At 32.3% G+C, this 23,818-nt stretch carries 18 protein-coding genes; 7 read left to right on the forward strand and 11 right to left on the reverse strand.

The window, feature by feature from the left end; translation table 11 throughout:
* The first annotated feature begins 26 nt into the window (after positions 1-26).
* The gene (gene gyrB, locus ELQ11_RS07485) at positions 27-2,336 is read left to right on the forward strand and encodes a DNA topoisomerase (ATP-hydrolyzing) subunit B (RefSeq protein WP_126238377.1); all 2,310 of its coding nucleotides are present in this window, start codon (positions 27-29) and stop codon (positions 2,334-2,336) included.
* A 25-nt stretch (positions 2,337-2,361) separates the two neighbouring features.
* On the opposite strand, the gene ELQ11_RS07490 is transcribed toward gyrB, so the two are convergent.
* Together ELQ11_RS07490 and ELQ11_RS07495 are read right to left on the reverse strand one after the other, a co-directional pair.
* Positions 2,362-2,703: a monoheme cytochrome C gene (locus ELQ11_RS07490; protein ID WP_002853099.1), complete on the reverse strand. Its 342-nt coding sequence runs from the start codon at positions 2,701-2,703 to the stop codon at positions 2,362-2,364.
* A 2-nt stretch (positions 2,704-2,705) separates the two neighbouring features.
* The gene (locus ELQ11_RS07495) at positions 2,706-3,944 is read right to left on the reverse strand and encodes a sulfite oxidase (RefSeq protein ID WP_002860851.1); all 1,239 of its coding nucleotides are present in this window, start codon (positions 3,942-3,944) and stop codon (positions 2,706-2,708) included.
* A 173-nt stretch (positions 3,945-4,117) separates the two neighbouring features.
* Here ELQ11_RS07495 and ELQ11_RS07500 point away from each other — a divergent pair, with 173 nt between their 5' ends.
* The 4 genes from ELQ11_RS07500 to ELQ11_RS07515 all read left to right on the forward strand — a co-directional run bounded on the left by ELQ11_RS07500 (position 4,118) and on the right by ELQ11_RS07515 (position 13,220).
* On the forward strand, positions 4,118-5,425 hold the full coding sequence (locus ELQ11_RS07500; protein WP_134225225.1) for a Na+/H+ antiporter family protein: 1,308 nt from the start codon (positions 4,118-4,120) through the stop codon (positions 5,423-5,425).
* Positions 5,426-5,558: 133 nt separating this feature from the next.
* Complete coding sequence (gene gltB, locus ELQ11_RS07505) at positions 5,559-10,046, forward strand: glutamate synthase large subunit (protein WP_134225226.1); 4,488 nt, start codon at positions 5,559-5,561, stop codon at positions 10,044-10,046.
* Positions 10,047-10,067: 21 nt separating this feature from the next.
* On the forward strand, positions 10,068-11,759 hold the full coding sequence (locus ELQ11_RS07510) for a DUF262 domain-containing protein (protein ID WP_126266646.1): 1,692 nt from the start codon (positions 10,068-10,070) through the stop codon (positions 11,757-11,759).
* Positions 11,760-11,774: 15 nt separating this feature from the next.
* Positions 11,775-13,220, forward strand: a complete 1,446-nt coding sequence (locus ELQ11_RS07515; RefSeq protein ID WP_134225227.1) for a glutamate synthase subunit beta — start codon at positions 11,775-11,777, stop codon at positions 13,218-13,220.
* Here the strand turns inward: ELQ11_RS07515 and ELQ11_RS07520 are convergent, their stop codons facing one another.
* The 3 genes from ELQ11_RS07520 to ELQ11_RS07530 form a co-directional block, all read right to left on the reverse strand.
* Positions 13,221-13,796: a ribonuclease HII gene (locus ELQ11_RS07520; RefSeq protein ID WP_126267855.1), complete on the reverse strand. Its 576-nt coding sequence runs from the start codon at positions 13,794-13,796 to the stop codon at positions 13,221-13,223.
* A 33-nt stretch (positions 13,797-13,829) separates the two neighbouring features.
* Positions 13,830-14,069, reverse strand: coding sequence for a ComEA family DNA-binding protein (locus ELQ11_RS07525; RefSeq protein WP_002870434.1), 240 nt, complete (start codon positions 14,067-14,069; stop codon positions 13,830-13,832).
* A 64-nt stretch (positions 14,070-14,133) separates the two neighbouring features.
* A complete protein-coding gene (locus tag ELQ11_RS07530; RefSeq protein WP_002855562.1) occupies positions 14,134-14,781 on the reverse strand; it encodes a ferritin family protein in 648 nt (215 codons plus the stop codon).
* A 158-nt stretch (positions 14,782-14,939) separates the two neighbouring features.
* Here ELQ11_RS07530 and ilvD point away from each other — a divergent pair, with 158 nt between their 5' ends.
* Positions 14,940-16,616 (forward strand): dihydroxy-acid dehydratase, encoded by a 1,677-nt coding sequence (ilvD, locus tag ELQ11_RS07535; RefSeq protein WP_070274832.1) that lies wholly within the window; start codon positions 14,940-14,942, stop codon positions 16,614-16,616.
* A gap of 11 nt (positions 16,617-16,627) precedes the next feature.
* On the opposite strand, the gene ELQ11_RS07540 is transcribed toward ilvD, so the two are convergent.
* Positions 16,628-17,152 (reverse strand): YagU family protein, encoded by a 525-nt coding sequence (locus ELQ11_RS07540; protein ID WP_002860860.1) that lies wholly within the window; start codon positions 17,150-17,152, stop codon positions 16,628-16,630.
* Positions 17,153-17,243: 91 nt separating this feature from the next.
* A complete protein-coding gene (locus ELQ11_RS07545; protein ID WP_002853125.1) occupies positions 17,244-18,470 on the reverse strand; it encodes an HD domain-containing protein in 1,227 nt (408 codons plus the stop codon).
* 77 nt (positions 18,471-18,547) lie between these two features.
* Here ELQ11_RS07545 and queC point away from each other — a divergent pair, with 77 nt between their 5' ends.
* On the forward strand, positions 18,548-19,222 hold the full coding sequence (queC, locus tag ELQ11_RS07550; RefSeq protein ID WP_002871557.1) for a 7-cyano-7-deazaguanine synthase QueC: 675 nt from the start codon (positions 18,548-18,550) through the stop codon (positions 19,220-19,222).
* Between the two features lie 20 nt (positions 19,223-19,242).
* Here queC and dsbI read toward each other — a convergent pair whose 3' ends face one another.
* The 4 genes from dsbI to ELQ11_RS07570 form a co-directional block, all read right to left on the reverse strand.
* A complete protein-coding gene (gene dsbI, locus ELQ11_RS07555) occupies positions 19,243-20,769 on the reverse strand; it encodes a disulfide bond formation protein DsbI (RefSeq protein ID WP_134225228.1) in 1,527 nt (508 codons plus the stop codon).
* Positions 20,770-20,780: 11 nt separating this feature from the next.
* Positions 20,781-20,948 (reverse strand): disulfide bond formation protein Dba, encoded by a 168-nt coding sequence (gene dba, locus ELQ11_RS07560; protein ID WP_002779270.1) that lies wholly within the window; start codon positions 20,946-20,948, stop codon positions 20,781-20,783.
* Positions 20,949-21,054: 106 nt separating this feature from the next.
* Positions 21,055-22,833 (reverse strand): methyl-accepting chemotaxis protein, encoded by a 1,779-nt coding sequence (locus tag ELQ11_RS07565; RefSeq protein WP_126229668.1) that lies wholly within the window; start codon positions 22,831-22,833, stop codon positions 21,055-21,057.
* On the reverse strand, positions 22,823-23,737 hold the full coding sequence (locus ELQ11_RS07570; protein ID WP_134225229.1) for a cytochrome-c peroxidase: 915 nt from the start codon (positions 23,735-23,737) through the stop codon (positions 22,823-22,825). The genes ELQ11_RS07565 and ELQ11_RS07570 overlap by 11 nt, the downstream gene beginning before the upstream one ends.
* Positions 23,738-23,818: the final 81 nt, after the last annotated feature.

Raw genomic sequence — 23,818 nt, forward strand, 5'->3', positions numbered from 1 at the left:
GAACAAGTAAAAGATAAAGGAAAAATATGCAAGAAAATTACGGTGCGAGTAATATTAAAGTCCTAAAAGGCCTAGAAGCTGTTAGAAAACGCCCAGGTATGTATATAGGAGATACAAACATAAGCGGACTTCATCATATGATTTATGAAGTTGTGGATAATTCTATCGATGAAGCTATGGCAGGACATTGTGATACTATAGATGTAGAAATCACTACTGAAGGAAGCTGTATAGTTAGTGATAATGGTCGTGGTATTCCTGTTGATATGCACCCAACTGAAAATATGCCGACTCTAACTGTTGTTTTAACTGTCCTTCATGCAGGGGGAAAATTTGATAAAGATACTTATAAAGTTTCAGGCGGTTTGCACGGTGTTGGGGTTTCAGTTGTAAATGCACTTTCTAAAAAACTTGTAGCTACAGTTGAAAGAAATGGAGAAATTTATCGTCAAGAATTTTCAGAAGGTAAAGTTATCAGTGAATTTGGTGTGATAGGAAAAAGTAAAAAGACAGGAACAACTATAGAATTTTGGCCTGATGATCAAATTTTTGAAGTGACTGAATTTGATTATGAAATTTTGGCTAAAAGATTTCGTGAACTTGCATACTTAAATCCAAAAATCACTATAAATTTTAAAGATAACCGCGTAGGCAAACATGAAAGTTTTCACTTTGAAGGTGGAATTTCTCAGTTTGTTACAGACTTAAATAAAAAAGAAGCTTTAACTAAAGCAATTTTCTTTAGCGTAGATGAAGAAGATGTGAATGTTGAAGTAGCTTTGCTTTACAATGATACTTATAGCGAAAATTTACTCTCTTTTGTAAATAATATCAAAACTCCAGATGGTGGAACACATGAAGCTGGTTTTAGAATGGGCTTAACTCGTGTGATAAGTAACTATATAGAAGCAAATGCAAGTGCTAGAGAAAAGGATAATAAAATCACAGGCGAAGATGTGCGTGAAGGCTTGATCGCTGTTGTGAGTGTAAAGGTGCCTGAACCACAATTTGAAGGACAAACCAAAGGAAAACTTGGTTCAACTTATGTGCGTCCTATAGTTTCAAAAGCAAGTTTTGAGTATTTGACTAAATATTTTGAAGAAAATCCTATCGAAGCTAAAGCTATAATGAACAAAGCTTTAATGGCTGCTCGTGGTAGAGAAGCAGCGAAAAAAGCCAGAGAATTAACGCGTAAAAAAGAAAGTTTAAGCGTAGGAACTTTACCAGGGAAATTAGCTGATTGTCAAAGTAAAGATCCAAGTGAAAGTGAAATTTATCTTGTGGAAGGGGATTCTGCAGGAGGTTCTGCAAAACAAGGTAGAGAAAGATCTTTCCAAGCTATACTGCCTTTGCGTGGTAAAATTTTAAATGTTGAAAAAGCAAGACTAGATAAAATTTTAAAATCTGAGCAAATTCAAAATATGATTACCGCTTTTGGCTGTGGTATAGGTGAAGATTTTGATCTTTCAAAACTTAGATATCATAAAATCATCATCATGACAGATGCGGATGTTGATGGATCTCATATACAAACCTTGCTTTTAACTTTCTTCTTCCGTTTTATGAATGAACTTGTAACAAATGGACATATTTATCTAGCACAACCACCTTTATATCTTTATAAAAAAGCTAAAAAGCAAATTTATTTAAAAGATGAAAAAGCTTTGAGCGAATACCTGATAGAAACGGGAATAGAAGGTTTAAACTATGAAGGTATAGGAATGAATGATTTAAAAGATTATTTAAAAATCGTTGCAGCTTATCGTGCGATTTTAAAAGATCTTGAAAAGCGTTTTAATGTGATTTCTGTGATACGCTATATGATAGAAAATTCAAATTTAGTTAAAGGAAATAATGAAGAATTATTTAGTGTAATCAAACAATTTTTAGAAACACAAGGACACAATATCTTAAATCATTATATCAACGAAAATGAAATTCGAGCTTTCGTTCAAACTCAAAATGGCTTAGAAGAACTTGTGATCAATGAAGAACTTTTCACTCATCCACTATATGAAGAAGCAAGTTATATTTTTGATAAGATTAAAGATAGAGGCTTGGAATTTGATAAAGATATTTTAGAAGTTCTTGAAGATGTTGAAACCAATGCTAAAAAAGGTGCTACTATACAACGCTATAAAGGTTTAGGGGAAATGAATCCTGAGCAACTTTGGGAAACCACAATGGATCCAAGCGTAAGAAGACTTTTAAAAATCACTATTGAAGATGCACAAAGTGCAAATGATACCTTTAATCTCTTTATGGGTGATGAGGTTGAACCAAGACGCGATTATATCCAAGCACACGCTAAAGATGTAAAACATTTGGATGTGTAAATTTATCATTGAAGAAATGATTTCTTCAATGAGTTTTGTTTTGTAAGAGTATAGCTAGAGGAATTCTTCTTCTTGTATCGTATTTTTCTCCATAATATTTTTCAAGATAATTTAAAATTTTTTCTTCATCTTCAGGTTCTATTTCCCAAAGTCCTTCACTATCTTGCATCCATCTTATAGCTGCTAACCAAGCTTTTCTACTTGCGTGCATATTGGTAATGAGATTGGATCCATGACAAGCTAAACAATTTGCTTCCACTAAAGGTGAATCAGGATCGATAATCAATCCTGTATCAGGGTTAATTTCAAGATTTTGAGCCCAACTTGCACTTAAAAACAATGCTAAGATCAATATAATTTTTTTCATACTTAAACTCCATAAACATTAACTCTATGGCATGCATTATTGATATATCCTCCTGGATTCCACTGTGCTAAAACCATAGGTTGACTGTTACCTTGACTATCGATAGCTCTTGCCCAAATTTCATAATATCCTTTTGTTGGTATTGATATTTGAGCACTCCATTTTTGCCATGCTAATCTATTTAATGGTTTTTCTACCTTTGCTTTAGTCCATGTTACGCCATAATCATTGCTTATATAAACTTCACTAACTTCAAGTTCGCCAGCCCAAGCTTTACCTCTAACTTCAAATTTTTTATTTGTTTTTATTTCAGAACCATTTTTGATATTAGTGATTACAGATCTTATAGGCATTGATTCTATGATTTTCATCTCGCCTTTATAGTTAAAATCTCCTGGTTTTACTGGATTTACAGGAACTTTATAAGAACCTTCCATTTTTTCACCATCATGAATTTTATTTCTTACTGAAATTTTATAAAGCCATTTACCGCTTGTACTTGCAGGATAACCACCGCAAACAAGTCTAAGCGGATAGCCATTAACTAAAGGAATATCTTTACCTTCATAAGCCCAAGCAATTAAAGTTTCATCTTGTAAAGCTTTAGAAATAGGAACTCCTCTACTAATAGGTGAAGTTTCTTCACCATTTAATTTTGTATCTATACCATAATATCCGATATACACCGCATCATTTTTGATGCCACAATCTTTTAAAATATCTTTTAAACGCACTCCTGTCCATCTACCACAAGCTACTGCACCATAACCCCATTGAGTTCCTTTTGTGCTAGGTATAACTTCGGATCTACCATTTCCACCGCATTCAACTGTTAAGGCATAAGTATAGGTTTTAAATTTCTTTTTTAAATCTTCTATGGTGTAAGATTTTTTATTGATAATGCTTTCTCCATCGATTTCTAAAGTCCAACCTTTATGAAGTCTTTCTTTTATCGTTTCTAGGCTTGGTGGTAAGCCATTATTTCTAACAAAGAAATTTTCAGGTTTTGTAAAATCAGAATCAAGAGCATAAATTTCAGTTTCTGCTGTTAATGGTTTTTCACCATGATAGATAAGATCTTTTTTACCTTCTATTTTAAAATCAGGCAATTCTTTTGCCAAAGCCTTACTTCCTAAAAAATTCTCAAAAGAAAAATTTGACAATACACTAATGCCAAATAAACCAAGTCCTATATTTTTTAGAAAGTCTCTACGATTTTCTTTTTGATCGTTTTGTTTCATTGAAATATCCTTAAATATTTATATAATCTTTTATTTTATTATAAATTTTAAAAATTTAAATAATTAATTATTTTTATAATTTTACATATTAAAATAAAATCATCATATGTTCGAGTTTTATTACATTTTAACTAAGTTTTTTCTACAATTAAATTTTTAAAATTATTTAAGGAATGATTTTGACTTTACTTACTAATCCTATCATTATCAGTGTTGTTTTGATGACTTTACTTTGTTTGCTTCGTTTTAATGTGCTTTTGAGTCTTTTGATTTCAGCTCTTGTTGCAGGTGTATTTTCTCATCTTGAACTCGTAGATACTATGAATATACTTATAAGCGGAATGAAAGAAAATTTAAAAACAGCTCTTAGCTATATACTCTTAGGAGCCATTGCCGCAGCGATTTCAAAGACAAATTTAACTGCATATTTGATTAAGATAGTAAGCCATTTTATATCTCATAAAAAATATTTATTGCTTTTGTTTATAGCTTTGATTTCTTGTTTTTCTCAAAATTTAATTCCTATTCATGTGGCTTTTATACCTTTGTTAATTCCACCTCTTTTAAGTCTTTTTAATAAACTTAAAATCGATCGTAGAGCGGTTGCTTGTGCTTTAACTTTTGGACTTACTACGCCTTATATGGTTTTGCCAGTAGGCTTTGGACTTACTTTTCAAGATCTTTTAAAAGATAATTTAAATGCAAATAATGTAAGTGTATCTTTAAATGATGTTACAAATACTATGTATTTTGCTGCTATTTGTATGATAACAGGACTTTTTCTAGCGCTTTTTGTGTTTTATCGTAAGCCAAGAGAGTATCAAGAAGTAGAAATTGCTAAAGTAAATTTAGAAAATCTTGAAATGACTCGTAAGGAATGGGGCGTTTTAGCTGGGCTTGTTTTAACTTTAATTTTGCAAATTTTGACTATGAATTTACCTTTATCAGGGCTTTTGGGTTTTGTTTTAATGGTTATTTTGGGTGGAGTTGAATTTTCAAAAGTCAATGAAGTTTTTGATGATGGACTTAAAATGATGGGTTTTATAGCTTTTGTTATCCTTGTTGCTGCAGGATATGGAGAAGTTTTAAAAGAAAGTGGATCAGTAGTAGATCTTGTAAATTCAGTCGTTCCTTGGATGGAGCAAAGTAAATTTTTAGCAGTATTTTTCATGCTTTTAATAGGACTTATCATCACTATGGGTATAGGTACTTCTTTTGGAACTATACCTATCATAGCTACGCTTTTTTGTCCTATTTGTTTGGAGCTTGGTTTTAGTACAGCACTTATTATATTTATCTTAGGAGTAGCAGGAGCTTTAGGAGATGCAGGAAGTCCAGCCAGTGAAACAACCATGGGAACTACTGTAGGATTAAATGCTGATAAACAACACGATCATATTAAAGATACTTGCATACCAACTTTTATTTTCTATAATGGCCCATTATTGATTTTAGGTAGTATTATCGCCATGTTTTTATAATTTTTACAAATCTATCAAAATATTTTTTAATTTATTTATTTTTAAGATAAAAATTATATCGATTTTAAAAAAATGTATGCTATAATCCTTATAAAGCTAACAAAATTTAAATCAGTCTTATAAGGAGAGCAAAATGGATTTAGAAAATATCCTAGAAAATAATCAAAGCATAGGTTTATATCACCCAAAGAATGAACACGATGCCTGTGGTATCGCTGCAGTTGCTAATATACGCGGTATTGCTTCTTATAAGGTTATTTGTGATGCTTTAGAAATTTTGATGAATCTTGAACACCGAGGTGGTGCAGGAGCTGAAGAAAATTCAGGTGATGGGGCGGGGATTTTAATCCAAATTCCACATGATTTTTTTAAAACTCAAGAATTGGGTTTTGAACTTCCTAAAAAGGGTGATTATGCCGTAGCACAGATGTTTTTATCACCCAATACTGATGCAAAAGAAGAAGCAAAAGAGATATTTTTACAAGGTTTAAAGGATAAAAAACTTGAATTTTTAGGTTTTAGAGAAGTGCCTTTTAATCCTAGCGATATAGGTGCAAGTGCTTTAAAAGCTATGCCTTATTTTTTACAAGCCTTTGTGAAAAAACCAAGTAAAATAAGTGCAGGGCTTGAGTTTGAAAGAGTGCTTTATAGCACACGTCGTCTCATAGAAAAAAGAGCTATTAATGTGCCAAAATTTTATTTTTCAAGTTTTTCTTCACGTACTATAGTTTATAAAGGAATGCTTCTTTCAACTCAATTGAGCGATTTTTATCTCGATTTTAAAGATGTTAATATGAAATCAGCCATTGCTTTAGTGCATTCTCGCTTTTCGACTAATACCTTTCCAAGTTGGGAAAGAGCCCACCCAAACCGCTATATGGTACATAATGGAGAGATTAATACCATACGCGGAAATGTTGATAGTATAAGAGCTAGAGAAGGTTTGATGCAAAGTGAGTATTTTGAAAATTTAGATGAAATTTTTCCCATCATAGCTAAGCCTAGCAGTGATTCTGCAATGTTTGATAATACTTTAGAATTTTTAGCTCTAAATGGTCGTACTTTAGAAGAAGCTTTTATGATGATGGTGCCAGAACCTTGGCATAAAAATGAAAATATGGAAAGCAAAAAGCGTGCTTTTTATGAATATCATTCTTTATTGATGGAGCCTTGGGATGGGCCTGCTGCTATAGTTTTTACTGATGGAGTGATTATGGGGGCGAGTTTGGATAGAAATGGTTTTCGTCCTTCAAGGTATTATCTTACAAAAGATGATATGCTCATACTTTCAAGTGAAACAGGGGCTTTAAAACTTGATGAAAAAAATATCAAAGCCAAAAAACGCTTAGAACCTGGAAAACTTTTACTCGTTGATACAGCAAGAGGTAGGGTTATAGCTGATAATGAAATCAAAGAGCATTATGCTAATGCTAAGCCTTATAAAAAATGGCTTAAAAATTTAGTTGAACTTGAAAAACAAAAAAGTGGAGTTTATAAACATCAGTTTTTAAAAGAAGATGAGGTTTTAAAACTTCAAAAAGCTTTTGGTTGGAGTTATGATGAGCTTAAAATGAGTGTGGCTGCTATGGCTCAAAATGGCAAAGAAGCTATAGCAGCTATGGGTGTAGATACGCCTTTGGCTATACTTTCTAAAACTTATCAACCTTTGTATAATTATTTTAAACAACTTTTTGCACAAGTAACTAATCCTCCCCTTGATGCCATAAGAGAAGAGATCGTTACTTCTACAAGGATTTATCTAGGAAGCGAAGGCAATTTATTAAAACCTGATGAAAACAATGCAAAACGCGTAAAAATAGCCTTGCCTGTGATAAGCAATGAAGAACTTTTTGAAGTTAAGGCTTTAAATAAATTTCAAGTTAAAGAATTTTCTATACTTTATGATTATTCTAAAAAAACTTTAGAAAAGGCTTTAGATGAGCTTTGCGTTAAGATAGAAGATGAGGTTAAAAAAGGTGTTTCTATTATCATTTTAAGTGATAAAGGAGTGGATGAAAAAAACGCTTATATCCCCGCTTTGCTTGCTGTTTCTGGAGTGCATAATCATCTAGTAAGAAAAAATTTAAGAACACACACAAGTCTTATTATCGAAAGTGGTGAACCTAGAGAAATTCATCATTTTGCATGTCTTTTAGGTTATGGTGCGACTGTTATTAATCCTTATTTGGTTTATGAGAGCATACAAAAACTTATTGTCAATAAAGATTTAAATTTAAGTTATGAAAAGGCGGTAGAAAATTTCATCAAGGCAAGTTCAAGTGGCATAGTCAAAATTGCTTCTAAAATGGGAGTTTCTACCTTGCAAAGTTATAATGGCTCTGCACTTTTTGAATGTTTGGGCTTAAGCTCTAAGGTGATTGATAAATACTTCACTTCTACAACTTCACGCATTGAAGGTATGGATTTAGAAGATTTTGAAAAAGAACTCATTGCTTTACACAAACATGCTTTTAACGATACACATAAGGCTTTAGATTCTAAAGGAATTCATGGTTTTAGAAGTGCTAAAGAAGAACATTTAATCGATCCGCTTGTGATTTTTAATCTTCAGCAAGCCTGTCGTAACAAAGACTATGAAAGCTTTAAAAAATACTCGGCTTTAGTAGATGAAAAACAAGTTAATTTGCGTTCTTTGATGGAATTTGATTTTAGTGAAGCTATCAGTATAGATAAGGTTGAAAGTGTAGAAAGTATAGTTAAACGCTTTAGAACAGGGGCGATGAGTTATGGTTCTATTTCTAAAGAAGCACACGAGTGTTTAGCACAAGCTATGAATAAAATAGGTGCTAAATCAAATTCAGGCGAAGGTGGCGAGGATGAAGAACGCTATGAAATCAAAGAGGGTGTGGATAAAAACTCAGCCATTAAGCAAGTAGCAAGTGGGCGTTTTGGCGTGGATTTAAACTACTTAAGTCATGCAAAAGAAATTCAAATCAAAGTCGCTCAAGGCGCAAAACCAGGTGAAGGCGGACAATTAATGGGCTTTAAAGTCTATCCTTGGATAGCTAAGGCTAGACATTCTACTGCAGGTGTAACGCTTATTTCCCCACCTCCTCATCATGATATTTATTCTATAGAAGATTTGGCTCAACTTATTTATGACTTAAAAAATGCTAACAAAGACGCTAAAATTTCAGTAAAACTTGTAAGCGAAAATGGCATAGGAACGGTTGCTGCAGGTGTGGCTAAGGCAGGAGCGAATTTAATCCTTGTTTCAGGTTATGATGGAGGTACGGGTGCAAGTCCTAGAACTTCTATACCGCATGCAGGAATTCCTTGGGAGTTAGGTTTGGCTGAAACACATCAAACTTTGATTTTAAACAAGCTTAGAGATAGGGTAAGATTAGAAACTGATGGAAAGCTTATGAATGGGCGTGATTTAGCCATAGCAGCACTTTTAGGAGCTGAAGAATTTGGTTTTGCAACCGCGCCTTTGATTGTTTTAGGTTGTACGATGATGAGAGTTTGTCATCTAAATACCTGTCCTTTTGGTATAGCCACTCAAGATACAGAACTTAGAGATCGTTTCAAAGGCAAAGTAGATGATGTGATTAATTTCATGTATTTTATAGCCCAGGAGCTTAGAGAATACATGGCAAGGCTTGGTTTTGAACGCCTAGATGATATGATAGGTCGCGTGGATAAACTCCGCCAAAAAAGTGTGCAAGGTAAAGCAGGAAAGCTAAATTTGGATAAAATTTTAAAATCCTTGCCTACTTATAATAGAACCGCTGTGCATTTTAAAGATTATAAAGACAATAAACTTGAAAAAACGATTGATTATAGAATTTTACTACCACTTTGTAAAAATGCTGTGGAGAAAAAAGAGCCTATCAAACTTTCTTTAGAAGTAGGAAATCAAAGTCGTACTTTTGCAACTATGCTTTCAAGTGAAATTTTAAAAACTTATGGAAAAGGTGCTTTAGATGAAGATAGTATCCATATCAAAGCTATAGGCAATGCAGGCAATAGCTTTGGAGCGTTTTTGTTAAAGGGCATTAAACTTGAGATTATAGGCGATAGCAATGATTATTTAGGCAAGGGTTTAAGTGGGGGAAAAATCATAGCAAAAATTTCAAATGAAGCCACTTTTTCACCTGAAGAAAATATCATCGCAGGAAATGCTTGTTTATATGGAGCAACTGAGGGTGAAGTGTATTTAGATGGTATAGCAGGGGAAAGATTCTGTGTAAGAAATTCAGGAGCTTTAGCTGTGGTTTTAGGAACAGGCGTGCATGGTTGTGAATATATGACAGGGGGACTTGTTGTAGTGCTTGGCGATGTGGGTGCGAATTTCGCTGCTGGTATGAGTGGGGGCGTTGTTTATATCTTTGGAAGACACAATGAAGCTCATGTAAATACCGAGCTTGTAGACATTAAAGATCTTAATGCTAAGGATGAAAAAGAATTAAAAGCCGTGATAGAAAAACATATCGCTTATACAGATTCTAAAAAGGCTAAAGATATTTTAGAAAAATTCGATAAAAAAGACTTTTTTAAAGTCATGCCAAGAGATTATGAAAAGATGTTAAAAATGCTTGATCTTTGTAAAAATGAAAAAGATCCGAACTTAGCAGCATTTTTGAAAATTAAAAAATAAATTTTTATTAGAGGAGAAATTATGGCTGAAATGAAAACAGAAAGAAAAAGTGTTTTAGATTATCTTTCTAAAAATAAATTTTTAATTCCAATGTATCAAAGACCTTATGCTTGGACATTAGAAGAATGTGAACAGTTGTGGAATGATATTGTTACTTTTTTTAATGATGAGGATAGAAAACCTGAAGATGAATATTTTTTGGGTAGTATTGTGATGTATAAGCAAAATAATCATCAAAATATCATAGATGGGCAACAAAGAACAACATCTTTAAGTCTATTGCTAAAAGCTTTGTATGTAAAAGCCTTTAAGGATAGAAGTGAAGAAACAAGAAATCTTGTGTCAATGCTCGAAAGATGTTTATGGGATATTGATGATGTTAGCGGAAAAGTGGATTATGCTATATCTCATTTACAAAGTGAAGTGATTGCAAAAGAAGATGAAGATATATTGAGACAAATTTTAACTAATGAATACACTTTAAAAGATGAAGATGTTAAATCAAGGATTGAAAAAGTTAAATCTAATTATGAGAAAAATTATTTATTTTTCCTTTTAAAATCTGATGAATTTGCAAAAGAAAATCCAACCAGATGGGAAAAATTATGTGTGGTAATATTAAAATCTTGCATTTTGCTACCTATAGAATGCGAGGGGTATGATGAGGATTCTAGACTTGAAAATGCTTTAAGAATTTTTAATACTCTAAACAATAGAGGAATTCCACTTAGCGACTCTGATATTTTTAAGGGAATTATTTTTAAGAGTAAAAGAAACTTAGAAGAAAGAAAAGAATTCGCATCTAAATGGAAAGAGCTTGAAAGCCAAAACAATATGGATTTTATATTCAGAAACTATATGCATGTTATTCGCGCGAGAAATAAAATTAAAACAAGTGAGATTGGTTTAAGACCATTTTTTACCAGAGAATATAAAAATATTTTAGAAGATGATAATATGATGAATGAAATTGAGCTGCTTGGTAAATTTTGGAATGATGAATTTAGTAATTTATATAATAATAGGTCATATCAATTTTATGAAGTTTTAAATGAGTTACCAAATGAATATTGGAAATATTTAGATAGTGCATATTATATGTATTGTCAAGATAAAAAAATAAATCATTTTGATGGGCACGATAAGTTTTTAGCGAAGATGATTGCTAATTTTTTGGTAAAACTTATCAATAAGCCAACTGTTGCAGAAATTAAACCAATTGTTTTTAATGCATATGCATCACTATATTCAAAAGGAGAACTAAATTTTCAGACAGATTCAAAGCAGATTTTAGAAAATGAAACACTATTTAGGGAACAATTTTTTAATGCAAACAAGCTTATCCCAGCACTATTGACTTTAAATCTTTATTTGAAATATCCAAATCAAGAAATTAATATTAAAGCCGAAATTGAGCATATTTTCCCAAAAACCACACAATGGAGATCAAGCTATACTGGATGGAGTAAAGAAGAAGCACAACCTTATATTGAATCCATTGGTAATAAAATGTGGCTTGAAAAAAGACTTAATATTAAAGCAAGTAATAATTATTTTGACGATAAGAAAGAAAAATATAAAGAATCAAAATTTTTAGAAGCACAAGAATTATCTCAATCTGCAAAAAATGATTGGTTAAAACAAGATATTGAAAAGAGAAATGAAGAGATTTATAATAGATTAGTAGACTTTTTTAAGCAAAATATTGATTAGTTTTAAGGAGTAAAAATGGGAAATGCAAGAGGTTTTTTAGACTTTAAAAGAATGGATTTTAAAAAAATTGCTCCTAAGGAAAGGGTTTTAAATTACAAAGAATTTACAACGCTTTTAGACAAGAAAGAACAAGAAATTCAGGGCGGACGATGTATGGATTGTGGTGTGGCCTTTTGTCATACGGGCGTGATGAGCGAAGGAAAAGATATAGGCTGTCCTCTAAACAATCTCATTCCTGAATGGAACGATCTTATTTATCGTTCTTTATGGGAAGAAGCTTATGAAAGACTTGAACTTACTAATCCTTTTCCTGAATTTACCGGTCGTGTTTGCCCTGCTCCTTGTGAAGATTCTTGTGTGTGTGCTATAAATGGTGTTAGTGTGAGCATAAAAAATAATGAATTATCCATTATAGAAAATGCTTTTAAGGAAAATTTAGTAAGAGTAAATAAACCTAAGCAATATAATGGCAAAAAAATCGCTATCATAGGAAGTGGACCTGCTGGACTTGCTTGTGCTAATACTTTAAATTCACTAGGTTATAAAGTAAGTGTTTTTGAAAGAAGCGATAAAATAGGTGGACTTTTGATGTATGGTATCCCTGATATGAAGCTTGATAAAAGTATAGTTCAAAGACGTGTGGATTTGCTTAAAAAAAGTGGGATTGAATTTAAAGTGAATGAAAATATAGACAGCAAAGATAAGGTTTCAAAACTTCTAAAAGAATTTGATGCTTTGGTGCTTTGTACAGGAGCAAGTAAGCCTATAGATCTTGATATAGAAGGTAGAAAACTAAAAGGGGTTGAATTTGCTCTTGATTTTTTAACGCAAAATACCAAAACTTTGTTAAAAACAGGCAAGGGTGCAGATACGGCCAAAGGTAAAAATGTCTTAGTTATAGGAAGTGGGGATACAAGTGTGGATTGTATTGCTGTGGCGACAAGACAAGGGGCTAAATCTATAGTGCGTTTTGAAAGAAGTCCAAAAAGACCTTTGCAAAGAAGCCAAAACAATCCTTGGCCTTTAAAAGCTGACATTTTTACTACTGATTATGGTTTAGAAGAAGCCATTGCTGTATATGGCAAAGATCCTAGGGAATATCAAAAAATGACAAAGAAATTTTTAGGAAAAACTCATGTAGAAGGTGTTGAAGCAAATGATTTAAAACGCGAGTTTAAAGAAGGTAAAGCTATCAATGTTGAAATTCCAAATTCTAAAAAAACTTATAAAGCGGATTTAGTGCTTTTAGCTATGGGTTTTAGCGGGTGCGAAGAAGCTATCGCTAAAAATTTTGGAGTGAAATTAGATGAGAAAAACAACATAAACACAGAAAATTTCCAAACCACTCATAAAAAAATCTTTGCTTGTGGAGATGCTAGAAAAGGACAATCTTTAGTTGTTTGGGCTATAAAAGATGGTATAGAATGTGCTTTGAGTTTGCATCAAAATTTAGCAAAATAATCATAAAAGTTTAAAACTTTTTCGGTGGAGTTTGCAAATTCCAAATTTAGCTATAAGTTCTTTATGAGCTTTTGTGCCATAGGCTTTGTTTTTTTCAAATTCATAACAAGGAAAGTCTTTAGCTAAGAAATTCATCACCCTATCTTTACTAACTTTTGCAAGTATGCTAGCTGCACTTACTTGCAAAATGCTAGAATCGGCTTTGATTTGTGTTTTTATCCCATTTATACCTAGGTTGGTGTTTCCATCATATAAGAAGTTATTTTCTGTTTTAAAATGCTTTTTTATAAGCTTTAAGCCTGTTTTTAAACAAGTGTTTAAGCCTAGTGCGTCGATTTGTTCTGAAGAAAAAGCAAGTATGAGATAGTTTGAATTTTTGATGATGATTTCATAAAGTTCTTCGCGTTTTTTTTCGCTTAGTTTTTTAGAATCACACAACCCATCAAGTTTTTTGTTCAGTTTGCAAGCCGCCATCATCATAGGACCTGCTAAAGCACCGCGTCCTGCTTCATCAATACCGATTAAATTTATATCAAATTCGTTTAAAAGTTCTTTTGTGTCAAATAAAGTTTTCAAAATTTTTCTAAAAAGAAGGACAAAAATGCCCTTTTATTCTACTGTGATATCATTTTTGATTTTTTCAAAAAGCTTATCACCTATGCCTTTAACTTTTTTAAGATCATCAATACTTGTAAAATTTGCTTCTTTGCGGTATTCTAAAATTGCTTTAGCCTTAACTTCGCCAATACCATTTAAACTTTTTAATTCTTTTAGCGTTGCAGTGTTGATATTTACAGCACCAAAGAGAAAAGCCGTTAAAGCAAAAAATAAAAATAGTAATTTTTTCATTTTTTTATCCTTTTATTAAAAAATAATTATAATATTATCTTAAAAAGGATAAGAATTTCTTAACTTAACCCAAAAATTCGCGTTTAAAATACTCTTTTGGTGCTTTACATAAAGGACAGGCTGCTGGAGCTTTTTTACCACGATGTATATGTCCGCATACTTCACAAACCCATAATTCTTCTACTTCGCTATTAAAAAATTCTTCTTCTTCAAGCATTTTTTTAAGCGCTAGATATTCTCTTTCGTGTTCGATTTCTACTTTGCCAATAGCTGTAAATAATCTCGCTATAGCCTTTTTGCCTTCATCTTCAGCAATTTTTGCAAAATTTGGATACATAGTTGTGTGCTCATAGTTTTCACCTTCTGCAGCACTTACTAGATTTTTTGTAGTTACCTCTAAAGGTTTGCCATCAACGATTTCATGATAAGCTTTAAATTCTGCTCTTGCATGCCATTTTTCATTTTCAGCTGCTTCTCTAAAATGTCTAGCAACCGCATGCCAACCTTCTTCTTCAGCTACATCAGCAAACAAATCGTATTTGTTTCTTGCCATAGATTCGCCCGCAAAAGCTTTCATCAAATTTACTGCAGTTAAATCTGTAGTGATACATTTCATTTCTTCACCGCAACAGCTAAGCTTACCGCCACCTACATTTTGAACTTCTACTTCATTGCCACATTTTTGGCATTTATAGGTTTCATATTGTCTCATTTTGACTCCTTTTTGATTATCAAAAAGCATTGTATTATAAAAAAATATTTTTGTCAATTAATAATTTTTATCATTTATGAAAATGTATATCAAAATAAATTTCACAAAAATTAAGCTTTGCTAAATATAATTTTAAAAAATTATTATCAGGAGTTACAATGAGAAGCGATGCGATAAAAAAAGGACATTTAAAAGCACCTAATCGTTCTTTACTTCGTGCTTGTGGTTTGAAAGATGAAGATTTTGACAAACCTTTTATAGGTGTAGCAAATAGCTATATAGACATAATCCCAGGGCATTATTTTTTAAATGATTATGCTAAAATCATTAAAGATGAGATACGCAAAAATGGTTGTGTGCCTTTTGAGTTTAATACCATAGGCGTAGATGATGGTATAGCTATGGGACATGAAGGTATGCTTTATTCTTTACCAAGTCGTGAAATCATCGCAAATTCCATTGAAACAGTGATGAATGCTCATCAACTTGATGCTTTAATCTGTATTCCAAACTGCGATAAAATCACTCCTGGTATGTTAATGGGAGCTTTAAGGGTCAATGTTCCAACCATTTTTGTAAGTGGTGGGCCTATGGCTTCAGGAGTAACCAAAAAAGGAGAAAAGATCAGTCTTAGCTCTGTTTTTGAAGCTGTAGGGGCTTATGAAGCCAAAAAAATTAGCGAAGAAGAATTTAAAGACATAGAATGTTCAGCCTGTCCAAGTGGTGGATCTTGCTCGGGAATGTTTACGGCAAATTCCATGAATACCTTATGCGAAGCTATGGGTATAGCACTAGAAGGTAATGGAACCATCTTAGCCTTAAGCAAAGAAAGAGAAGAGCTTTTAAGAAAAGCAGCGCGTCGTATTTGTGAAATCGCCTTAGATGAGCGTTTTAAAATTCGCAATATCATCACTCAAAAAGCCGTGCGTAATGCCATGGTAGTAGATATGGCAATGGGTGGAAGTAGCAATACAGTTTTACACATGCTTGCCATTTCGCGTGAGGCAGGGGTAGCGCTAGATATTAAAGATTTAAATTTTATCTCAAGCAAAGTTGCACACATAGCAAAAATAGCCCCATCGCTAAATAGTGTTTATATGGATGATATCCACAAAGCAGGGGGTGTGAGTGCAGTTATGGCTGAAATTTCAAGCAGACAAGGACATATTTTAGAACTTGATGCACTGACTATCACAGGAGAAAGTCTCAAAGAACGCTTAAAAAATGCCAAAATCAAAGATGAAAATATCATTCGTAAGGTAGATAATGCCTACTCAAAAGTAGGTGGGCTTGCTATTTTGTTTGGAAATTTAGCTGAGCAAGGTTGTGTTATAAAAACCGCAGGAATAGTTGGAGAAAGAAAATTTAAAGGCAAAGCTGTTTGTTTTAACTCTCAAGATGAAGCTATAAAAGGCATCATTAAAGGCAAGGTGCAAAAAGGAAATGTTTGTGTGATACGCTATGAAGGTCCAAAAGGTGGCCCTGGTATGCAAGAAATGTTAAGCCCTACTTCACTTTTAATGGGTATGGGTTTGGGTGCTGATGTAGCTTTAATCACTGATGGTCGTTTTAGTGGGGCTACAAGGGGTTTAAGCGTCGGTCATATTTCCCCTGAAGCAGCTGAAGGTGGTCTTATAGGACTTTTAAAAGATGGAGATGAAATAGAAATTGATGTAGATGCTTATACCATCCATGCAAATTTAAGTGAAGAAGAAATCACTCAACGCAAAAAAGAATTTGTATTACCTCAAAAAGAAGTGCCTTCAAGATGGCTTAGAATGTATCAAAAACTTGTTAGCAATGCTAGTAAAGGTGCGGTTTTGGATATGGAATGAAAGGAAACCTTTCATTCTTCTATTTCTTTGGTTATACGATTTCTTATATCTCTACGAACTATTTCCATGCCCCACAGCCAAACAATATGTCCAAAAATTTCAGACAGGTGTTCATCAAAAGGAATTTCAGAAAGTGGTGGAACTTCTGCAATTAAAGGCATTACAATAACATGGGCAAAAAGATAAACAAAAAATCCAAAAACTGCACCTTGCCACATAGTAATACGGTGCCATTTTTCCGCTATCATACAATAAGCCACTCCAAAAACAATAGAAAAACCAACATGCACTATAAAAATTGACAAAGGCATTTGCATACCTGAAAACATATAAGTCCAATCAGTAGGTAAGCCTAGTTGTTCTAGAAAAATTTTAGGTGGAGTAACGCGTTCTAAAGCATCTGCTGGCCAAAAAACATTGGGATTTCTTGGAGGAAAAGGTACTTCCCACCCCCATTTAACAATAGCTCCGAAAATACCCGCTAATATACCTATAAAAAAGGCTAAAGTATAGCGCTTTTGAAAGTATTTTTTCATAATAACTCCTTTATATTTTATACAAAATAAAATTTGAATTTATAATATTTTTATTTAAAATATATTGAAAATAGGAGTATAAAAATCTTATTTAAATTTTAAAATACTCTCTTAAACTTTCACAAATTTCAAAAAAATTCACCCCATCTATAGTAGGATTTTCTTTAAAAAACTCATGCATTCCTAAAAAACCACTCTCAAGTTCTTTAGACTTTACACCATAGCTTATACTAAGTCCTGCTTCTATATAAGCGGCGATTTTATCGCAGTATTTAAGCGCCTTACCATCTATAGCGCCAAATTCATTTTCATTAAAAGAGCTTAAGCTTCCGCTGCAAAGCTCGATTTTAGCATTTTTATAAGTGCGGTTTTCAAACTCATTTTTTACAAAATTTGACTCACCGTTTCTACCTTCTCTAATACCTAAAATATAAGAAAACTCAGCCCTTAAACCCTCAGGCACGAAGGGTAAAATTCTCTCATTAATAAGTTTCATTTCATAATCATTTATGATGTCATGAAGCCCATCAATACCGTATTTTACAGGGCTGATAATATCACGTGTTAAAGACTCTGGTAAATCATGAAACAAAGCACAATAAAAATTATTCTCAAGTCTTTTATCGCAAGCCTTGATTTTTAGTGAGTAAAAATATCCTAAAATCGCCACCACAAGCATATGTCCTAAAACCGCAGTTTCTGGTATGCGTGGAGTTTGAGCCCAACGCTTTTGAAAGCGAAGTCTTCCGCTAAGATCAATAATTTTTGCAATTTTTTGATTTAAAGCGATTTTTCTAGCTCCTATAAGTTCATAGTAATCTTCTAATTCTTCTTCAACTTTGTTTTTAATCTCATCAATATCATTTAAAAAAGCTGAGGTTTGATAAACTATGTTAAATTCCCATCTTGTAGCAAAATATGAAGCTGCTTTTAAGATAAGTCTTTCTTTAGCATAAGCATTACCGTTTAAATACGCTTCAAAACGCTTTAGAAATTCCCCATCTTCTATATCTTCTATCATAGGTTCGATTTTGCTTAAAACCCAAGCATTAACTTCAGCTTTTTTTTGACGCACGATTTCATGATACACATCAGGGCGTATATCGGTTACTACCACACGACTTAAAAACTCAAAAATTCCCCCTTCTATAATCACTCTCATATCCACATCTTTTTCCATTTTAGCGATAAAATATGCGATGATGAATTTATGAGCTTGTTTGTCAAGTTCAACCAAATTTGCCATTCTTGGATAATCATTCCAACGACTGATAGAAGCGGCTTTAAAAATGTGTTCTATGAGTTTTATGTTTATCATGCTTTTGCCTTTTTTTGCAATTTAAATTTAAAAATTTTCGTTAAAATTGCGAAATTATAGCAAATTTAAGGATAAAAATGAGTAAAAAAGCACTTTGCATTATAAGTGGTGGTATGGATAGCACTTTGTGTGCTTATCTAGCCAAAAAAGAAGGTTATGAAATCATCGCTTTGCATTTTGATTATGAACAACGCACTCAAGAGAAAGAAAGAGAATGTTTTAAGCAAATTTGCAAGGCTTTAAAAGTAGAAAAATCTTATATTTTAGATGTGAGTTTTATCAAAGATATAGGGGGTAATGCCTTAACCGATAAAAGTATAGACATTCCTAAAAATGAGCTTTGCATAAGCGATACCCCACCTATCACCTATGTGCCTTTTCGCAATGGAATTTTCTTAAGCATAGCAGGATCTTTGGCTGAAAAGGAAAATTGTGAGAGTATTTTTATAGGGGTGGTAGAAGAAGATGGCAGTGGTTATCCTGACTGTACTGATGAGTTTATACAAAAGGCACAAGAATTTATCAATGAAGGCACGAGTAAGAATTTCAAAGTTTATATAAAAACTCCGCTTGTTAGACTGAACAAAGCTAAAATTGTAGAACTAGCCTTAAAAGAAAATGTACCTTTAGAACTTACTTGGTCTTGTTATGAGAGTGAAGATGAAGCATGTGGGGAGTGCGATAGTTGTTTGCTTCGTTTAAGAGGTTTTGAAAAAGCAGGGTTTAAAGATAAGATCAAATATAAGTCCTAGTTTTCACTAGGACTTAAAGCTTAGTTTAGAGTATAAAGCTTGTTTGCTCCATCTTGATAAGAAAGAATGTTGATTTTTCCATCTTTAAAGAAAATGCTTCTAGCATTAGTGATAGAGCTTGGGAAAGCGATAGTTTTTACTACTTCTTCCTTAACTGGATCAATTACGGCAATCACATTGTGATTTTTACTAAGTGCATAAATTTCCCCATCTTTAAAAGTCATAGAAGTTACATAAAGATCGCCTAAAGTTTTACCTTCTTTAAGATTTGCTTTTGGAGTAAATTCTCCTGAAAGAACACGATCTTTTAAAGAAACTTTAGAGATTACAAAAGTTTTAGCGTCTTTGTTGTTTGGAACAGTTGCAAGATAAAGATAATTTCCATCTGTGCTCATGCTTGCTACATGGTTAAATTTCGCTCTTACAGTATCAAGTCTTCCACGACCTAAACCTTCACCTTGGCCTTTAAATTTATCATTACCTTTTACAAAATCAGCGTATTGTTTAGCGATATCTTCTTCACTTGCATTAGGATTTTTTGCAAATCTTAAGAAAGATTTGTTTGAGCCCATAAGAATGAATTTATCGTTCATATAAGGTATGATGCCAATAATTGGATCAATAGAAGCTGAAAAATAAGGATCAAGCTCAAAACCTTCTTTAACGCTAAAATTATTGTCTAAGAAAGCCACATCCCATTTAGAGCTTGCTACAAATTCATTGTTGATATAATCAAGAGTATTGATGGCTTTGTCAAAATTTATAGTTTGTTCATTTGAGATTTTAAGCTCATCATTGATTTTTGCAAATGGAGCATTGTTGATATCATTATCAAATTTTATGCCAAGTTTTTCACTTGCAGGTGCAAAAGCATAATCAGGAGCTTTAACATCGCGCTTTCCTAAGAAAGAAATATTTTGCCATAAACCATTCCAACCTTCTTTACTCCAAATGATGTATTTTGGATTTAAGCTAAATCTTACAGGATCGCCTTGTCCCACATAAGGAGGAATTCCTGTGCTTACAAAAGCTTGGAAAACATTTGAAGCTACTACAATCGCACTGATAACTACAGCTGCGAGAGAAAATTTCGTATATTTTCTAAATTTTTCTCCATTTAATTCTGCTTCAAAAGCATTAAATTTAGGAGCAAAAGCAAAAATCACACCTAAAAGCAATACAACAGCCCAAAATACCACTTCAGCCCAAAAATAAGTATGGATACCAAAAACTGCTAAACCAAAACCTTGATCTAAATCTCTATGAGCGTGATTGCCATAGTGAGCAAAAGATTGATAAAGGCCTACTGCTGTCATGATTAAAAGAGCAGCAAGGTATTTACCTTTCATACCATAACGAACAATGAAAAGCGCCATCACACCGATAAAGATCATTGCTTCTCTTTGTCCCCAGCAAAGCGTGCAGGGACTATCACCCAACATATAACCAAATACAAAATTTGCAATACCTACAGGTAAGAGTATGATCAAAAAGCCTGCTAAACACATTAGCGTATAGAAATTTTTTGTTTTATTGATTTCGTTCATTTAGCCCTTCCTTACAGATTCATTATTGTTAATAGTGCGCCTGTTTTGTGGCCAACATAGAAAAAAACCATTAAAAGCCAAGCTACCATTACCAAACCAAAAGCCAAATTTTCTTTTTCTGGTTTTTTGATAATCAGTATCAAGGCGATTAAAACTAATAAAAGTTCAAGAAACTCCATAGTATCTCCTTATGAAATAAAAACCGTTAATTTTACTTTAAAAACATAAATTAAAGATAAATTTTTTATTAAAATTTCGTGTTAATTTAAATTAACACGAAAAAAGTTACTGAAAGCTACTTAATTTTTCAGAGAGTTTAGACGCACCATTTAGAACATTTTGAGAGATGTTATTGATTTCGGATGATAAATCTTTAACAGAATTTGCAAGTTCGTTAACCTTGTCTATGCTTGTTCCTAGGATAAGCATTTTATCTTTTACTTCCATGCTTTTATCTTTCATGGTTTGGGTTGATTCTATAGAGCTTTCTAGTTTATGCATAGAATTTACAAGTTCTTGTTGCAAATCATTGGTTTTTAAAGAGGTTTCTTTCATAGAATCATGGATAAGATCCATTAAGGCTTTGTTGTCATTGATTTGTTGGACTATAGCATTAACAGTAGCATTTATATTTAAAAGAGATTTACTTGTTTTATCGGCAAGTTGACCTACTTCATCAGCAACAACTGCAAAACCCCGTCCATGTTCGCCCGCTCTTGCAGCTTCAATAGCTGCATTCAAGGCAAGTAAATTGGTTTGATCGGCTATATCTCTAATAGAACTTGTAATTTCTATGATATTATCTGCACTTTGAGTTAGATTATCCATATTGGCTACTATATTTTGCTCTTTTTCATTATTTTCATTTATTAAATTTATAAGTTCAGATAGAGTAAGTTCTACCTTATCCATCAGTATGTGCATATCTTGCATATTTTCTATGCTTTCTTGCGCTAAATTTCCCGCAAGATTGATATGATCATCTAAGACATAGGTGATTTCTTTAACACCTTGAATTTGTTCATGTTGTGAATTAGAACTGTTTTCAAGCATCATAGAGTTGTTTTTGAGCTTTTGTGAATTTTGATGACTTGATTTAGCATTTTCTATGGCTTCTATGATTGAGTTTTGAACGGTGGATATAAATGAATTAATATATTGAGCACTTTGTCCAAGTTCGCTTTTTGGATCTATATTTAAACGAGAGTGTAGATTGGCTTCTTTACTAGCTAAATTAGCGCTTAGTTTTTCTAAAGTATGAATTGGCATGATGACTTTTTTTAGTGTTAATAAAATAAAAAATACAAATAATACAAGAGTGATTCCAAACACTGTTAAAGCGATATAAAATTTAAATAAATTGGATTGTTCTATAGTATTTTGGGTGAAAGTGTTAAGTTGTTTTAACTCTTTCATAAGAGAATTATTCTCATAAATAGAAGAATTATCTTGCATAATAGAAATCTGTTTTACAATCATTTTATAGTGTTTTAGAAAAAGTTGTAAATTTTCACTTTTTGTATCGTTTTTGATTTCTTTCATAAGATTGTTGAGTTGATTGAGTGTTGTTTTTTGTAAAATACTTTCAGTTGAAAGAACGCTTAACATAGAACTCATTGTTCTATAGTTGTTTTTATTTGTTTCATGGTTTTGTTCTAATTCTTCAAAATAATTTTTAGCCAATTCAAACAAATAAAGTTTTGAATTTACTGCTATGGAATTTGCGGATTTGAAATAATTAAGCTGGATTAGTTTGGCATTAAAAATTTCTTCTGCTCTGTTTATGTCAATCCCAAAATTTTTAAGTCTTTTAAAGTTTTCTTCCATTTTTTTTATTGCTTGAACACTTTGATCGTAGTTAATAAAATTAAAACTATTTTGAAAAACGGAATTGATTTTTTCATCTGAAATTTGTAGCTGCTGAACTATGTTTATTAAGTCTTTATTATCTTTAGATGAGGAGTAGTTGTTAAAAATAATACCTAGCAAAACAAGAATAAAAGCTAAAACTAGTGTAGATAAAATAATAAATTTTATCAAAAATGAACTTTTTTTATTTGTCATGATATTCTCCTGTCAAGCTTTCTAGGAATGCAACTATATTATCAACTGTTTTTTGATCTAAAAATTTTCCTAGTTGATAGTAAGCCATAAACTGAACACAAGCATCTAAAGTAGGTATAGAACCATCGTGAAAATAAGGCGCGGTTTTGGCTATATTTCTTAAACTAGGAACCTTAAACATCATTTTATCAGCTTCTCTTTTTGTGATTTCATAGCGTCCTAAATCTTCTTGATTTGGGTATTCTTCAAAAATACCGATTTTTTGAAACATATTTCCACCTATATTTTGACCTTGATGACAAGAAATACAGCCATTAGCTTTAAAATCTTCATAACCTTTTTTAGCTTGAGCTGAAATAGCATTTTGATCTCCGCTAAGATAGCGATCAAAAGGAGAATTTGGAGTGATTAAGGTTTTTTCAAATTCTGCAACTGCAAGAGCTATGTTTTCTACCGTAACTTCTCCATAAAGTTTTTTAAAAGTTTTTACATAATCTTCATTAGAATTAACTTTTTGTAAAAGAAGTTCAGGACTTAACCCCATTTCTTTGGGATTAAAAAAAGGCACTTTTGCTTGTTCTGCTAAATCTTTGGCTCTACCATTCCAAAATTGCACAAAATTAAATACAGAATTAAAGGTTGTGGGAGTGTTAAAGGGTTTATCGAGTTGATTATCAACTCCTATTGAAAATTCAAGTCCATCAACACCGTGCTGATCAAGCCTATGGCAAGTATTGCACGAAACTTTTCCATCTTTGGATAAACTTTTATCCATATAAAGATTTTTACCAAGTTCAGCTTTTTCTTTATCATAAGAGATAGATTTTGGAATAGGAGTTATCATATCTATTGCAAAAACTATATTTGCATAAGATAAACATAAAATCATTATTATTTTTTTCATGGCAAATTTCAACCTTAATTTTAAGTTTTTAAAAAGCCATTATAGTGTAATTTTAGTAAATTGTTTAATATTTGATATTTT

The organism is Campylobacter sp. US50a (genome assembly GCF_004379015.1).
Classification (GTDB): domain Bacteria; phylum Campylobacterota; class Campylobacteria; order Campylobacterales; family Campylobacteraceae; genus Campylobacter_D; species Campylobacter_D jejuni.